Annotated in this window: 15 protein-coding genes and 1 tRNA gene; 1 reads left to right on the forward strand and 15 read right to left on the reverse strand. The window is 40.2% G+C overall.

Annotated features, from left to right (window positions below; all coding sequences use genetic code 11):
- Positions 1–277 precede the first annotated feature (277 nt).
- A tRNA-Ser gene (locus JCM10991_RS04805) sits at positions 278–364 on the forward strand.
- Positions 365–613: 249 nt separating this feature from the next.
- Here the strand turns inward: JCM10991_RS04805 and JCM10991_RS04810 are convergent.
- From JCM10991_RS04810 to JCM10991_RS04880, 15 genes are all read right to left on the reverse strand, one after another.
- Positions 614–1,558 (reverse strand): GH25 family lysozyme, encoded by a 945-nt coding sequence (locus tag JCM10991_RS04810; RefSeq protein WP_025020722.1) that lies wholly within the window; start codon positions 1,556–1,558, stop codon positions 614–616.
- The gene (locus tag JCM10991_RS04815; RefSeq protein WP_025020723.1) at positions 1,555–1,956 is read right to left on the reverse strand and encodes a phage holin family protein; all 402 of its coding nucleotides are present in this window, start codon (positions 1,954–1,956) and stop codon (positions 1,555–1,557) included. Before JCM10991_RS04815 ends, JCM10991_RS04810 begins: the two co-directional genes overlap by 4 nt.
- Before the next feature lie 3 nt (positions 1,957–1,959).
- Positions 1,960–2,202 carry a hypothetical protein gene (locus tag JCM10991_RS04820; RefSeq protein WP_025020724.1) on the reverse strand — a complete coding sequence of 81 codons (243 nt, stop codon included), beginning with the start codon at positions 2,200–2,202 and terminating at the stop codon, positions 1,960–1,962.
- Positions 2,186–2,347 (reverse strand): hypothetical protein, encoded by a 162-nt coding sequence (locus JCM10991_RS15115; protein WP_155889573.1) that lies wholly within the window; start codon positions 2,345–2,347, stop codon positions 2,186–2,188. Before JCM10991_RS15115 ends, JCM10991_RS04820 begins: the two co-directional genes overlap by 17 nt.
- A 183-nt stretch (positions 2,348–2,530) precedes the next feature.
- The gene (locus tag JCM10991_RS04830) at positions 2,531–3,295 is read right to left on the reverse strand and encodes a hypothetical protein (protein ID WP_162149489.1); all 765 of its coding nucleotides are present in this window, start codon (positions 3,293–3,295) and stop codon (positions 2,531–2,533) included.
- Between the two features lie 215 nt (positions 3,296–3,510).
- On the reverse strand, positions 3,511–7,686 hold the full coding sequence (locus JCM10991_RS04835) for a phage tail spike protein (protein ID WP_025020726.1): 4,176 nt from the start codon (positions 7,684–7,686) through the stop codon (positions 3,511–3,513).
- The gene (locus tag JCM10991_RS04840) at positions 7,683–8,318 is read right to left on the reverse strand and encodes a hypothetical protein (RefSeq protein WP_155889574.1); all 636 of its coding nucleotides are present in this window, start codon (positions 8,316–8,318) and stop codon (positions 7,683–7,685) included. Before JCM10991_RS04840 ends, JCM10991_RS04835 begins: the two co-directional genes overlap by 4 nt.
- A gap of 70 nt (positions 8,319–8,388) precedes the next feature.
- Complete coding sequence (locus JCM10991_RS04845; RefSeq protein WP_025020728.1) at positions 8,389–12,531, reverse strand: phage tail tape measure protein; 4,143 nt, start codon at positions 12,529–12,531, stop codon at positions 8,389–8,391.
- Between the two features lie 21 nt (positions 12,532–12,552).
- The gene (locus JCM10991_RS16080) at positions 12,553–12,675 is read right to left on the reverse strand and encodes a hypothetical protein (RefSeq protein ID WP_263640286.1); all 123 of its coding nucleotides are present in this window, start codon (positions 12,673–12,675) and stop codon (positions 12,553–12,555) included.
- 19 nt (positions 12,676–12,694) lie between these two features.
- Complete coding sequence (gene gpG / locus JCM10991_RS14375) at positions 12,695–13,063, reverse strand: phage tail assembly chaperone G (RefSeq protein WP_025020729.1); 369 nt, start codon at positions 13,061–13,063, stop codon at positions 12,695–12,697.
- A 60-nt stretch (positions 13,064–13,123) separates the two neighbouring features.
- Positions 13,124–13,732 (reverse strand): major tail protein, encoded by a 609-nt coding sequence (locus JCM10991_RS04860; RefSeq protein ID WP_025020730.1) that lies wholly within the window; start codon positions 13,730–13,732, stop codon positions 13,124–13,126.
- A 5-nt stretch (positions 13,733–13,737) separates the two neighbouring features.
- On the reverse strand, positions 13,738–14,142 hold the full coding sequence (locus JCM10991_RS04865) for a hypothetical protein (RefSeq protein WP_025020731.1): 405 nt from the start codon (positions 14,140–14,142) through the stop codon (positions 13,738–13,740).
- Complete coding sequence (locus tag JCM10991_RS04870) at positions 14,139–14,513, reverse strand: HK97-gp10 family putative phage morphogenesis protein (protein ID WP_025020732.1); 375 nt, start codon at positions 14,511–14,513, stop codon at positions 14,139–14,141. Before JCM10991_RS04870 ends, JCM10991_RS04865 begins: the two co-directional genes overlap by 4 nt.
- A 137-nt stretch (positions 14,514–14,650) precedes the next feature.
- Positions 14,651–14,842 (reverse strand): phage head completion protein, encoded by a 192-nt coding sequence (locus tag JCM10991_RS16090; RefSeq protein WP_263640288.1) that lies wholly within the window; start codon positions 14,840–14,842, stop codon positions 14,651–14,653.
- On the reverse strand, positions 14,829–15,134 hold the full coding sequence (locus JCM10991_RS04880) for a head-tail connector protein (RefSeq protein WP_025020733.1): 306 nt from the start codon (positions 15,132–15,134) through the stop codon (positions 14,829–14,831). The genes JCM10991_RS16090 and JCM10991_RS04880 overlap by 14 nt, the downstream gene beginning before the upstream one ends.
- Positions 15,135–15,136: the final 2 nt, after the last annotated feature.

Genomic DNA, 15,136 nt, shown 5'->3' on the forward strand with positions numbered 1-15,136 from the left:
CAATCATAACACTATACAATTTACAAAAAATGGAAGTATTACAAACTAGCAATTAGCGTAACATTATACCTTTTTTTAATTTTTCTCGCGGGATCAAAATGGGTCATATGGAACAAAATTTCTCAAAAATTCCCTCTTAAATAGATGCACCTCAAATTCCACATTCAAAAACGAACATCTTCTGTTTTTTCAAAATCGTTACTCTTCAAATTTATAATAAAATTTTTTGACACCCCTTGCCAACTTTCTATAATCTTGGTATACTGATAAATGTTATGGAGAGTTGGCAGAGTGGTAATGCACCGGACTCGAAATCCGGCGAACCGGTAATACCGGCGCGCAGGTTCAAATCCTGTACTCTCCTTAGTATATGTTGATATATCAATATCTAGAGCGTTATTGGACAACTTCTGGACAACAAAACATCCTTAGGAATTATCCTGGGGATGTTTTTTATTATCTGTTTTCGTAACTTTCAATAAAGCCACAACACTTCACAGTCATTTAAAAAGAAATATAAAAAAGCCCGCCTCCCGAAGGAAGCGAGCAAACGAGTAGGTCACACTACTCCGGAGTATATTTATTATACATTCAAAAGCTCTTGATAGCAAGACTATTTGAATGTGCCGAAAGCTTGGCCGTTGCTATCACGGCATACGAGATAACCGAATTGGCCGTTGCCTCGTGGCTGTCTAATCCAGATATATCCACCGGACTTCGCCCAAGCGTCATAATTAACCTCAGAGCCGGCAGGTAAGGTTGCGATAAGACTCGACGTCGTAGTTGCTCCCCAACGGAGATTAATTGCCGAACCTAAAGTGAACGTACCTTTTTCTGCAGTCCACTTAACACCCAAGTCGTCTGTCCAAGTCGTTTGGGATGTTACCGGCTTAGGCGCTGGTGTAGCGACTGGTTTACTTTCTACCTTTGCTCCAGACGGGTTAAAGAGCTTCAAAGCGTTATCTGTTACAGAGATAGAACCGTCGACTTTGTAACCAAGTAAATTATCTGTGTACTGCCATAAGTCGACATAGTTTGCACTTGGAAAATAGTTGAAGTCTGGGTTGCGGTCGGCGGCTGCGCCGTTTGCTAGTGGGTAATCTGCTAACCAAAAGAAGTCCATGTGCGGTTTAATCGCTTCTAAGTTAAATTGCGGAAGCAGATACTTGTAAGTGTAAAAACCAGTGTGGAAACCAGCTTTTCTAACCACATCAAGGAAAGCAATCACCGCATCAGTAGTTTGGTTAGTTTCCTCGGCATCTAGGATCATAAGTGTGCCTGGTGCTAAGTTAAACTTAGCCTTAGTTTGTGCGATGAAATAGTTGGCCTCAGCAACAGCTTGGCTAACAGAACCACCAAACTTACCAAAGTGGTAGAAAGCAAATCCAGTATACCCTGCTTCTGCTGCACGGTTAACTTCTCGATTAGCATAGGGGTTAGTATAATTCGTACTTTCCGTCACTTTAACAATCGCCTTGGTTGCTCCCAAAGACTTGTAATCAGCAACGGTTAAATCTGATTGGTAACTTGCCACGTCTACAATAATTTCTCGTGTCATTTTTGTTCTCCTTTCTCTTTTTCGTTCTTTTCATGCAGATACTCGTCACTTAGTTTGTAAACATACTTCTTGACAATTGGTGGAATGGGCAATCCCATTTGACCTAAGTTTTCAACGATTGAAACAAGGTAGATTACGCAATAATATGTTGTCCACAAAACAGCCCACCCCTCTTGGTTCATCGCCATTAGGATAGGATAGCTTAGCAAAGTGATAAGCACAACCAAGCTATGCTTGATTAATCCTTGAAGTCCTTTGCTTGAATTTGTGATGTGGAAACAGAGACTTTTTATATAGCCTGTTGCCACATCAACCGCTACAAGGGCCATAAAAATTGTGATAATAGGCTTGTCAATCAAAGTTGCACTATTGACAATTAACTGTTCGTGCCAAGCCATAGACTAAGCCTCTGTTTCTTCTTCAGCAAAGAGCTTGTCTTCTTCGGCGTAAACATAGTCAGCAAAATCATTCTTATCTTTACGCACTTCCTTGCGATTTGTTTCATATAACGCTTGGTCTGGGTAGTAAGTGTTAACTGATCCTGACCCACCATCTGTGGAAAGAGATGCCGAGAAAGTGGCCACAGTTTGACCGTTTACGATTGAGTTACCTTGTAATTGAATTGATTTAGTTTTCTTTAACATTGTTAGTACCTTCCTTTTCTTTATTAGTGTTTTGTGCTTTGGCTAAATCTTCTTCCAAATGCTTAAGCTTAACGCTTAAAATGGTCTCATTAAGCTGTGATTGGGCTAACTTCATAGTCAGTTCTTGGATAATTTCTTGTTCCATATTTTTTATCATCTTCCTTTCAATTCTTCAATTTGTTCTTGCAATTCTGCAATTTGATTTTGTTGTTTCTTCAATAGTGGGAGCAAGGCAACGGCAATTTTGTCATATTCGATACCCTCAATCTCACCTTGCTATCATATCTAACTAACTTGGATAGCCCTTCTTTGTCTAATTCATCAGCAATTAATCCATAGTGCAAGGCATAACCATCATTCTGCCTTCTTTAAACCTTGCTTTTTCAGCCTTATCTACCCACAACTTAGGTGAAATATTAATTAATTTCTCACCGTAATTTTCCATGCCATGAGCGTCTACAATGGCTGTTTTATATTTAGAAGCCGAAGTTGACCTTAGTAAAGTTCCGTCTGAACCAACATAAAGGTTGGGACTAGAAGATGTTGTTCTATTAGTTGCACTCGTTATACGGGTATAACTAGCGTTAATGTGAATTTCACTACCACCTGTTAGACCACGCTGTCCAGCACCAATAGCTATTTGTGGTGAGGATTTAACTACGTCCCCATAGGCAGTTCCAGCTGTTAGAGTGACTCCAGTATTTCCACCAATAATTCGTGTACCAAAGGTTTTATCTATTAAAATTCCATAACCACTTGCAGTTATTAGGTCTGATGGTTCAGTATCGCCCACATAAATTTCCAGTGCATCACGTCCTTGCAGACTTGCACCATGATAACTTCCAGCGCCTGTAGTAGAAGTGATGTAATTGTCAATTTTGAAATATGGTTTTTGGTTGTTATCAAACAAGTTTTTGCTTGTCAGTTCAAACACACCATTATGAATACCAACCCCATCACCAATACCATTAAATGCCTCAATGGTGCCATTATCAATATCAATGTGGAAATTCCCACTCGTTGATTGGATGTGTCCGTGTCTGAAATCAACCGCACCCGTCATGAGGTTCAGTGATAAGTTAGGCCCTTTCAATGTACCAGTCGTGATGTTATTTGCATCTAAATTAATGATCCTTACATTCGCAGCGTTCAAAGTCCCGGCGGTAATCTTGCCGGCATCAATGCTTCCTATCTTAGCCGATGTAATAGCTCCGTCTTTAATCTTAGCGGTGTCCACACTCAGATTACCTATTTTTGCATTCGTGATAGCCCCATCAGCAATATGAACGTTTTTAATAATTGCGCTATCTAGCTGCTAGCGCCTGTGATGTGGAGAAATTTACCATCAATTAAGCCGTCAGCAAAAAGATTAGTGGCATGCAAGTTCTTGATATTGGCAACATTACCGTCAATCACAGTACCTCTTAGTCGTTGTCCGTCAATCGAACCTGCCTTAATCTTAGTTGCGTCAATACTATCAATCATGGCCGACTTGATTATTGAATTATCGATAATTGTCTGACCGTCTAAGTGAATGTGGTTACCTTTGAAACGCACATCACTGTTATCTAAAGCCAAACCGCTTAAAATTCGTCCGTAGTTATCAGACAGAACCGCGCTCCAACCATCGGGCTTTTGCAACATTTGACTCTTGTAAGCCACATCTTCGGGTGCTGGTGACCAATCACTTCTATTTGTGCCACGTTCCACCTTAAATTTAGTCCATTGCCACCAGCCACCAGAAACTCCGTCCCATCTAGCATTAGCACTATAATAATCATTACTCAACATCTCCGAATCAACTTTAATCTGTAAAGTTACTTCTCGCCATGTAGTATTGTTGGTGGCAACAACTTTATCTGATGGTGCGCCATAAAGGGCTTTGTCATATCGTGTTTTGTTACCCACTAATCTGAACGGGACAAAAGTTTGAGCTGTGTTACTTACTAATTTCGCACTACCATATTGATATTGCATATATACAGTTAGAGTGTCGCCAACTTTTAAGTTATACAAATTAATTCTAGGAACTAAAGTTACAACTTCGTTAGTATTTCCTTTTGGAGTATACCCCATACCTTGCCATGTAGAACTTGTGCCTTCGGCTAAATTTCTTCCAGCGCCTACTAGGGTTGCACTAACCTCTTGCTTAATTTCCCCAGCAGTCTGGTCAATTCTGCTTTGAATAAGACTATTTGCATCAGACTTAGTATAAACAGAGCTTGCCTTAGCATAAGTATTGCTTACTTCGGCTTTGTAGCTGGTAAGATTGCTCTGTACACCATTAATTTTCCCTTCCACATCTTCGGGTGCTGGTGACCAATCACTCGGCTTGTTACCTTTTTCTAACTTTAATCCAGCATAGTAAATATTGGTGTTAGGTGTGGAGTTATATTCTACACGTGTGTTCATCCGATACAATGTGGACTCTTGTACCTTAAAAACCCATGAATATTGTTGCCATTGAGTAGTAATAGGCTTAGAACTCATATTGATTGCATAAACAGTTGCTCCTGTATTCGCAGAAGTTTTAGCCTCATCAACGGTTCCAAATGCACGATAGATATCTAAAGTACCAGTATTAATTGTTTTGTCAGCTTTTACGTAAACCGATAGTGTAATAGTATCGCCACTCTTAATATCCGCTCTACCTAAAGCGTTTTTCATGTTAATAAGAATACCTTGCCACGCTTGATTTGTGGAAACACCATCATTGCCATTGAAGATTTTTCTATTAATACTTCCTTCATAACTAGCAACATCGCCAGTAATATCTGCCGTCCCTTTCAGTAAATTCCGTCCACCAACTTGCAATCCGTCTATCTTTCCATCAATCTTCTTGATGGTTTGGTAACTACCTAAGGCAGTATCAATTTTGGAGTTGTTAGCCCAGTTAAAGTTACCATTACTATCAGCACCTAATGAACTAATCAACCGTTCTGTCTTATCTTTGGTTGACTTTGTTTCATTGGTATTTTGTTGTACCTTGGTTTCAACCGTAGTTAATTTGCCAGTCAACTCATCTTTGGCTTTAGTAATTTCCGTTCTCACACCACTAATTGACTGATTTACACTATCAGCGGTTACCACGTGGTTGGCTTGCCCACTATCTGTAACCGTCTTAATTAATTGTTGTGGGGTGGTCTTGTTTTGTAGGTCGGTAATTTTCCCTTCTACATCTGTCGTTAACGAACTTATACGTGAGGCTTGAGCCTCAATTTTTTCATTAGTAACAGATAATTCAGCGCTATTAGCTTTCTTAGACAATTCACTATCAACATAAGATTTAGCAGCTTTCAAGTCAATCTTGCCATTTAAATTGCTGATTCCAGTCTGGTAAGTCGTGTTATCAACTTTCTTGGTAACTTCTTGTTTTAACCCATCAGCGTCTGCTTGTAAGTTATTGATAGCACCTTGAGCATTGCTAATAGAAGCACTCATACCTTTAGCGCCTAAAGATAAAGAATTGATATTATCTTCATTATCCTTGACCGCACCTTTTAAACCAGTAACATCAGTGGTTAAAGTTGCCACTTTACCTTTTTGGTCGTTATAAGTGGCTGTCAAACTATCAGTTGTACTCTTAACACCTGTGGAAAGGCTATCCAAACCTTTAGCCAGATTACTAAGGCTAGTACTATTAGATTGCCAGGCACTGTTAATTTCGCTAGTAGCAAGCGATAAAGAGCGACTGAGCTTATCAGCTTGTGCACTGGTGGAAACCATCCCTGAGATTGCTTGGCTAATAGTTTCACTAGTTGCTTTGCTCTGACTATCCACATCGCGTTTAATTTGTTCTAAATCTACTTGTGTTGTTTTCAACCCGTCAAGCGTGAGTGAATCGGCTTTTTCTAAACTGGACCAAAATTCACTGTTCTTCGCAGAAAGTGAACCCCACACCTTGTCAAATTTAGTTGATTGACTATCGATTACTGATTGAGCTTGTGAGTAAGCCTCGCTAGTTGCTAAGCTAGCTGACTGTTTGACTGAATCAAATTTACTATTTGCTAAACTTTCGGACTGTCTGAAAGTTTCGGATAGTTCAGACTTCGTTGGAACGTTGGCGGTTAGGCTTGCAACTTCCCGACTAACCCTATACACATCTTTTGTATTAGTGATTTCTTCCCAGTTGGTACCATTCCAGGTCAACATATAGACATCGTTGCCGTCAGTCTTAAACCATAAATCACCAACTTTTTTAGCTGTTGGTTCTGTTGTTCCACCATCTGTTCTGAAAACAGTATGATTACCGTCTGCAGCAGTTTGGGCAAGGATACGAGTTTGGGCTAAATTATTCTTAACTTCCTTAGTTTCACTAGCCACTGCTGAAATTGATTCGCCGAGTGTTGTGCTTAAGTCACCAAGTTCAATGGAGTCATAAGCGTCAAGCAAAACATTCCACACAATACGAGTGACTTTGATTTCACTATCAATGCCAAGCTTTTCAAAGCGCACAGGCACAATGTCGCAAAGGTCAACGTATTCTAGTGGCGCAACGTTTTTATACTCCTCTGTTTTTGACAAATCAGCAAAGCTAATCTTTGTGGAAACCTTAGGTATGCCAATTCGGTTATTCACTACATAGCTTTGCGCTTGGTTCTTGAGTAACTTCTTGATCTCAGTTTCGCTAGTGTAGATAGTTTTGTCATCGCTACTTGCATCACTTGGTTTGCTACCTATGCGGTAGTCGCTGAACTCGCTTCCGAAATCAACCGGCAAAATCTTACGGTTAGGATATTTTTTCAGATACTCACTATCAACAATGTAGCCATCGACCGTAACCATTTGGTGGTCAGAGCCACTAGCATAACTAACCGCTGCATAAGGATAGATTGAAGTGTATGTTTGACTGATGTCCTGTTCTTGCTCAAAGGTCAGCAAGTTCCGACCGTAGCTTAACAGAGTATTAGCCGTGGTTCCACGTTGCTTGCGCAAACTGATATGAAGATTATCGAAACGGTATTCTCCACCCCAAACATCCAGGATGGAACCTGCTACCCCACCAAGAACTTGCCGAGCATTTGTGGCTTTGGTAATGTCTAAAGATGTTTCGTTCTTGGTCTCAATATCTGAGTCAACTACGATATCTGGATTCCCACCAAGTAGAGCACCTTTCCATTGCTGCAAGGCACTTTCTGCATTACCGCTAAGCACTATAGAAGGAGTCACCGCTAAATCTGCAGTGATATATGAAATATGTTCGGCATAAACCGTTAAATCAATATACCCATCATCTGACATTTTAGGGGTAACAGTTTTAATAACAAAACGTTGGTCTTTCAGCTTGTGACCAGCGTCAACCTTAATAATACGGTTATTCGTCAATAAATCTGCCCGTTTTCCTTCTTGTGGATAGGTCATAGAGAGTGTGAACTCTCCGTTGCGCTCTTCGGTAACTAAGACTGATAAAGCGTCAGGCAAAGTTCCTAACCCGTTGCCGAAGAAATCCGTTTCATCAGCACTATATAAGATTGGATAACTCAAATTCTCACCACCCATCTAGGAGTTATTTTTACTGTGAAATTACTATTATTCCAGGTGATTTTGTTACTTCCTGGTTGTAATTTCAGAAAATCACCGTGCATTTTTCTAAATACAGTTTCGGTTCCGTTTAAATTCGTGCAGGTTTGTGCCTCTGTGTCTAGCACTATACCTTTATCCACACCTTTTAAACTCAAGCCATTAATCGTCACATCTCCCGAACCAGTCAAAGTAATTCTAGGACTGGCCGAAATGTTACCTAAGTTGACCAACGTAGACCCACTAGCAACTGCACGCTCTGAAAGTCCTTGTTCAAGATACTTATATGGCATAAATCTCAACTTGACCTTAGAACTCGCCTCTCCGACATTGTAGTCAACGGAAAAACTATCTAAAAATTGTCCTCGATAAATATATCCAGGATCCTGACTAAGTTTAATATCGAAATACTTACCGTTTGTAGCGAGCAAGTCAGCGTGCATACTTTCGATGCCCTTCCTGATTTCTGAATTTTTACCGATGAAAACGATAGGAAATTCACGTTCAAAGGAACTACGACGGTTATTACTGATAGTTAACGTCCCGTCGCGCCCAGGAATATTCAAATCGGTTATATCAGGAACGGAAGATGTCACTGTGTAATTGGCTTCAATATAGCGTGGTAGTCGGTTGACTTCTTGCCGTTAATTGTAAAACTTGCGTAGCCTATGATAATCTCCCCCTAACTCTTTGATTTGTCAATTGGTCCATACCTTGCATAACCGTGCGCAAGGCTTCACGTTGATTGTCGTTACCCGGCTTAGACAATTCGCTTAAGATAGCACCGACCAAGTTAATTAAAGTTTGTTGATTGCTTTCCACACCGCTATTATCGATAACATTCGTCGCTTCCAAACTAACTGGAGTGGCTTTGACTGATTTTGATAAACCTTTAGCTACATCAACCGCATGCGCTGTCCCATTGGCATACTGTGGCAAGTTACCAAATAACTTTGCGGTTTCTGAGGCTTTAATAACTTTGGTCCCTCGTGGCGCATTGTCGATTGGAACGTTACGTCCAAACGGAATGAAAGCTGGCTGACCAGGGAATTGAACTGCTTCACGAAAGACTGGCCCTGGTTGGTCGTTAACCAGCATTGGCCCACCTTCATGGTAATTCGTCCCCTTAGCACGACCCTTACGACGAGTGATAACTTCATGAATTGTTTGGTAAACAGTTGTTAAAGTCTTAGTCCACGTTCGCATAGCGTTAAAACTACTAATAGCACTTATAGCTCGTCTTGCGGCACCCGAAGTATAATCCGTACCTCGGAAGTTCTTATGATTAGGATTAGTCCCATTAAAACTACCAATCGAACTTCGACCACGTCCACTTGCACTATCAACAGAACTTGAATTACCAGTAAACGGTTTGTGCTTTGGATTAGTTCCGTTGAAAGCGCCAATTGAACTCCGACCTCTACGACTAGCATTGTCAACAGAATTAGAGTCACCAGTCATTGGTTTGTGGAGTGGATTTGTTGAGTTAAAACCAAAAATAGAATTTTTCCCTTTTTGACTTGCTTGGTCAACGCTATTGGAATCTCCTGTCAAACTTTTATGTTCTGGATGTTTTCGATTGTACTCGTCGATGTTAATTCCAGCTTGTTTCAAAATCGCACTAGCATTAGCATCGTTGGCTAACAATTGTTTAACAGTAGTAGGCAAACCATTCCACAGTTTGTATTTAGCCACTGCGTCTGCTAATTGTGGTAAGCCTTTGGCATTAACGATAGCTTCTTTAGCTTGCAAACTTAAACTGTTCCACTGACCAGTTTTTTCCATCGCCTCAACCATGGTTTTACCGACATTGCTTTTAATCCAGGCTTTTTGCTCCTTGAGGCTTAAACTGTTCCACTTTCCTGTGGAGAGCAGAGCATCAGCCACCATTTCTTTAGCGTTTGAGCTTAACTTTCCTTCCTTTTCAAGCAATTGGATTTGATTCCATTTATTTTTGGACTGAACGGCTTTTTCTACTTCGTCAATCGCATTCGTTTTAATTTTTCCTGTCTTAGGGTCAAAAACTAAACCATTCCACATATCCGCAGCTTTCTTAACAGAGTTAGACATGTCGTTAGTCTTAGCAACCATAATCGCACTAGAGTTAGATGTAACCTTAGCCATTTCATCTGCTCTTGCTTTGGCTTGGTCATAAGATAGTCCTGCTTCACGCATGGAGTCTTTGATTTGCTGAGCTGACATTCCACTTGCTTTAGCACATTTGTAGTAAGCATCAGCAATCTGATTAATTGTTTTTTGGTCAGCTTGTCGTAAAGCTTTCATAGACGCATTATATTCAGCAGTTGTTAATTTACCTTCTTCATGCATCTTTTTAAGTTCTTTGGAACGTTTTGCATAAGATTTAATCGTGTCAGCTTCTGATTGTTTGAGTGTGGTCAAAGTATCTTGTCGCTGTTGTTGATTCATATTTTTGTAATCAGCATTCAATGCAGCTAAAATTGTTTTGCGTTTGCTACCACTAATTCTCAAAACATTAAGCATTTCATTTTGCATGCCTTGTTCGATATTAAGTAAAGCAACGCGTTGATTGGCGTCTAGGTCTCTAACAGTACCATGATGACCTTTTAAAATCGCTTGATATTGCTGTTTATAGTTCTTGAGATTATCTAGCGACTTATTCATCGTTTGTTGTTCTTTAGTAGCAGTTTCTGCAGCTGCGTTTTGAACTTCTTTTGGCATATCTTTAACAGAGGCTTTAACTTTTTCCACATGATCTTTAGCTTGCTTTTCAATTTGAGCAAATTGCTTATCGAAAGAGTCAGCTAATTGTTTGGTTGAGGTTTCACCGGCGGTTGTCATGTCAGTCAGCGCTTGATTAATTCCCGTTGTTGTTTGCTTGAAACTACTCAAAGCCTTGTTGGTTTCTGAGCCAACCTTAGTTCCCCATTGCCCAATCTCAGCATTATTCTGAGCAATCTTCTTACCAAACAATTCGTAGTAAGCAATCCCTGCTACAATAGCGACACCTACAGTAGCAAGCATTGGGCCTAGACCACCTAAAGCGGCAGTCGCACCAGTTGTTGCACCAGTCATGGAAGTCAAGCCACCAACAGAACCCGCTGCAGAAGTTCCAATTTCTGCGATTGTAGTAGCTGCTGCACGTTTGCCCGCAATTTTTCCTAGCCATGTAGCTAAACTCCCACCAGCTTTAAGCAGGCCACCGACAGCGGTTCCCACACTTCCAATTACAGAAATGAGCGGGCCAAGTGCGGCAACTCCTAAAGCTGCGTAAGTGATTAACTTTTGCATTCCAGGACTAAGCTCTCCAAATTTCTGTGCTAACTCACTAATTTTTTGAATTATTGGCGTGATAATTGGCAAGATCACCCGTGCTACTTGCATCATCATATTAGTAAGGCTTTCTTTGAAGATACGTATTTGGTTTTGTGCAGATTTAAGATTGCTTTCGGATAATTTACCAACGTAGTCTTTGCCTGCAGCTTCTTGAACTTTTTTGGTTAATTTTCCTAATTCTTCACTATTCTGTGCCAAAATTAAAGCAGCTTGCTGACCAGTGGTTCCAAAAATACTGTGGAAAATGTCGTTCTTTTGGGATTGTGTCAAGCCTTTCATATGCTTGTTCAAAGTTCCAAAAATTTCAGTCATAGATTTCATCTTACCTGATTTGTCGATGAAATCCTTGGTTGATAAGCCCAATTTTTGAAGCGCATTTTTAGCGCCAGTTGTTGGTGAAATGAGAGAATTAATAACTTTTCTCAAACCAGTACCAGCTTTATCTGCTTCTAAACCATTATTAGATAAAATACCAATCGCACTTGAAGTTTCTGCGAGACTAAACCCAGCAGAGTGAGCAGTTGAGCCAACATAAGACATGGCCACACCTAAATCTTGAAAACCAGTAGAAGTTGCATCAGCTGCATAAGCCAGTGAGTTGACCACAGCCTTTGTGTTTCGAGTCATCCCAGCAACTGAGTTAGATTTCATCCCGAAAGCTTCAAGTGTTTGCGAAGCAACTGAGGTGACTTCTGAAAAGTCATCACCTGTGGCCACAGACGCTTGAAGTTCAGCATTCATCGCTCCAATTGCTTGTTTTGATGTGTAACCACGTTTTACCAAGTCTTGGTAACCTTGAGCAATTTTGGTTTGTGATATGCCGTATTTATTGGAATATTTTTCGGCATCGGAAGTCATCCGATTAATTCCTGACATCGTTTCTTGGACGCTTTCACCACCTTGACGAATTAAGTTTTTTGTATTATTCATCGTGCCATCGAATTCAATAAGCTTTTTAGCACCATATCCAATGCCGGCTGCAATTGGTGCGGTGATGTGAGTCGTCATACTTTGCCCGAATCCTTGAATTTTTGATGATACGGACTGAATTTTTTCACCAATTGAGGTAAGCTTTGACCCTAATTGTGTCCAGCGTGACGATTGAACAGCAATCTGTCCAGATAAAGAGGACATTCGATTGCGCAAAGCTTCCATTGCTGCGGAAGTTTTATTGACCTGATTAGCCGCATTCGCTTGTCGCGTAGATAACTTTTGTTGTTCGCTTGCGGTTTCTGCAGTTTTACCTTTTAACTGGTTATATGTAGCCATTTGTTTTTTAAGCAAGGCTTCATAATTCCGCATTTGGCTCTGCATAGTCGCATAGCTAGCCCGCATAGCATTCAAATTATTCTTGTTTCCACGTAACGCAGTATCTTGTGCTTTCAATGCAGAAGTTGTCGCTCTAATCTGAGCTTTCAATGCAGACGCGTTAGACTTAAACGGGTTGATATTTAATTCAACCGTAGCGGCTAAGTGTCCTAAAGATGCTCCCATTTTCTTTTATCCTCCTTTCTTTTAAACTAACCAAGGAAAGACCTCATCAAAGTATTGTGTCTTTTCCTCAAAGATTGAGGCTAATTGCTCCAGTTCATCAAGTGTAAATTGGTTAATTTCTTGAAGCTTATAGCCGTCCTTCATACGTGCTTTATAAAACTCATCAATTTGTTCTAGCGCTTTCTCTATCTGCCTTTCCGTCGTCACTTTTGTCAGCGCTTTGTTCCTCATCATCGGAAGTTCCGAGCGAGTCACCGATTACTTTATATAAAACGTCCATAGATTCTTGGTCTGCACCAGCAATGAATGCCTTTTCTGAAAATTGCTTGTGCCAAAAACTTGAAGCAATCATCGCAAAATCTTTTTGTTGTTGGTCAAGATCCTTGTCAGTCAGACCGTCCTTTTTGTTATACATCTTGATTTGATGCGCTTGATACTTCATTGCATTGGTCATGTCGATTAGCATAGGCGGTTCATTACGCACGTATGTTTTCTTTTCACCATCAATCAGTAACTTAATTTCGTATGCCATATTAAAATCCTTTCGTTTCTATTCGTCTCACATTTCTCGTCTCTGTCTGTTATGCGTTATCTATGCTCCAGGAACTGATGAAACTTCCTTGAAAGCTTCTAAATCTTGGTCATTTTTAGGAAATACCGCTTTGTGGAAGGTTTCAAAATCAAAGCCTTCGTTATCTTCGCGACCAATTAATAAAATTAATTCTTGGTCGCCACGTGGTACGAAAGAACCTTCGATTTCGTCCGCTTCAGGGTCTGGTGCACCATCTTGCGCCTTAGTGTTAAGCGCAGGTAATGAGAACATTCCCTTGAGCATCCCTACCCACACATACTTGCCATTAGACATCTTAGTCCGGAACAAAGTAGCAACGTAATTAGGAGTTAAATCTTTTTCGTAAATTTCCACACCCTTAACAACCTTGATGCCAAATAAATCTTGTTTCATCTTAGTATCTGTATCGTAGAGGTTAATTGTTTCCTTAGCTTCTGTAATACCACCGCTCAATACCAAGTAAGGTGAGTCGTCGGCTGCTAAGGTTTTTAATTCGTTTGTCAATTCCACTTTTACTTCGGATAAACCAGAGATTTGGCGTGTTTCTGCGACAGTGTTTTTCTCATCATCAACAACACCGTATTCAAATTTCGAAGCACCAAATTTTGCAACTTTTTTATTGTCTGCCATAATTTTTAGTTCCTTTCTCTATAACCTTCAAAGTTCCCAGTAACCATGACTAAATTATTGTCATCTGCATCGTCATGAATGCTTAAATAGTATCGTTCATATTCATGTTCTTCTAAAACGTCATAAATACGGTCAATGATTTCTGAAACCTTTGATTTATCTTTCTTTTCTACCCAAAAATCAACTTGCACTCGATGAAATTCAATCGCACGCTTATCATCGGCATAAATAGCCGCGTCGTACGGAATATTAGTAATCCTTATCCACGGAGCATTGTTAAAATCATCTTTAGGGGTACTAGTAAATACTGGGTTGTATGTCAATTTTTTAGCACGGATAGCATTAAGCATATCCATCAACTCGGAGTCTTCCGATAGAATTTTAGCCACTTTAGTATTTGGTAGCGTCATTCAACTTTCAACTCCTTTACAAATTCTGCCAAAACCTGTCCTTTAGATTCTGATTGCGACTTTTCTATAAAATGTTGAGGCCGTTGCTTAGAAGTACCAGAATTAGGGAAGTGAGCGATATAACCTTTGCTTGAATCGTAACCAACTTCTTGCGTGTAGTCGCCACCAACACCCGAAAATTTACCTAAGGTAACATGGTCGCGCAATGGTCCTTTTCCTGAGTGATCTTCAGAACTGACCGGGGTGTTATTTTGCAAGACTGTCTTAAACTTTTCAGCGCCCGACTTAACCGCTTGTCTAGCTTTTCGGTCGTAACCTTTAGTGAGCTTATCCACATTGGCAAGTAGTTCAAATTCTCCTGTAACTGACATTTAAGACACCTCCCTCGCTTGAATCTTAGTCAAGTCTTTCTTTTGATAGTCAGGATCTAATCCTGTAATTTCGTAAGTTTTGCCTCTCCACACAATCTGCCAATCTGGTTGAATTTCCATTTTTTGCTTGTAGGCAATCAGAAATAGCGGAGTGTTTTTTCGATAGCAACTTGCTCTTTTTTATTGAGCATTTCACGAACAGTAAGCTTAGAAACTTCAGCCCAACAGGAAAACAACTCTTCGGTTTTTTCGAAAGGTTCAAAATCTTCGTTAATACCAGTTGTTTTTGCCACAAACGTAATCCGTTCGGTCATGTTATTCGTCCGCATCTAACTCACTCCTTAGCTGATTGATAATAGAAACGATATTATTCGATAGTTCTGGTCGATAATTATCTGCAGATAAGCCACGCAAGTAATAATCTTCCTTGACCATTTTCATGAGTGCAATAAAAAAACGACTATCGTCGATATAGTCGCTTGGTTGACTATCAAATTTTATTGCTCTAGCAAGTTCCATTGCAGAGGCATTAACCAGTTCCTTCAACACATCATCGTCAAAGTCTTGGTCAATCTTGCAGTAATTCTTAAGTGTGGAGAAACGTTCCTCTGTTAGCAGCATGG

This window comes from Ligilactobacillus equi DSM 15833 = JCM 10991, assembly GCF_000615765.1.
Classification (GTDB): Bacteria; Bacillota; Bacilli; order Lactobacillales; family Lactobacillaceae; genus Ligilactobacillus; species Ligilactobacillus equi.

Coding starts and splice junctions, on each gene's coding strand:
- JCM10991_RS04865 (WP_025020731.1), bottom strand. CDS start 14,142: ATGACGCTACCAAATACTAAAGTGGCTAAAATTCTATCGGAAGACTCC.
- JCM10991_RS04810 (WP_025020722.1), bottom strand. CDS start 1,558: ATGACACGAGAAATTATTGTAGACGTGGCAAGTTACCAATCAGATTTA.
- JCM10991_RS04860 (WP_025020730.1), bottom strand. CDS start 13,732: ATGGCAGACAATAAAAAAGTTGCAAAATTTGGTGCTTCGAAATTTGAA.
- JCM10991_RS16090 (WP_263640288.1), bottom strand. CDS start 14,842: ATGCGGACGAATAACATGACCGAACGGATTACGTTTGTGGCAAAAACA.
- JCM10991_RS04870 (WP_025020732.1), bottom strand. CDS start 14,513: ATGTCAGTTACAGGAGAATTTGAACTACTTGCCAATGTGGATAAGCTC.
- JCM10991_RS16080 (WP_263640286.1), bottom strand. CDS start 12,675: ATGAAGGACGGCTATAAGCTTCAAGAAATTAACCAATTTACACTTGAT.
- JCM10991_RS15115 (WP_155889573.1), bottom strand. CDS start 2,347: ATGGAACAAGAAATTATCCAAGAACTGACTATGAAGTTAGCCCAATCA.
- JCM10991_RS04845 (WP_025020728.1), bottom strand. CDS start 12,531: ATGGGAGCATCTTTAGGACACTTAGCCGCTACGGTTGAATTAAATATC.
- JCM10991_RS04820 (WP_025020724.1), bottom strand. CDS start 2,202: ATGTTAAAGAAAACTAAATCAATTCAATTACAAGGTAACTCAATCGTA.
- JCM10991_RS04880 (WP_025020733.1), bottom strand. CDS start 15,134: ATGCTGCTAACAGAGGAACGTTTCTCCACACTTAAGAATTACTGCAAG.
- JCM10991_RS04815 (WP_025020723.1), bottom strand. CDS start 1,956: ATGGCTTGGCACGAACAGTTAATTGTCAATAGTGCAACTTTGATTGAC.
- gpG (WP_025020729.1), bottom strand. CDS start 13,063: ATGGCATACGAAATTAAGTTACTGATTGATGGTGAAAAGAAAACATAC.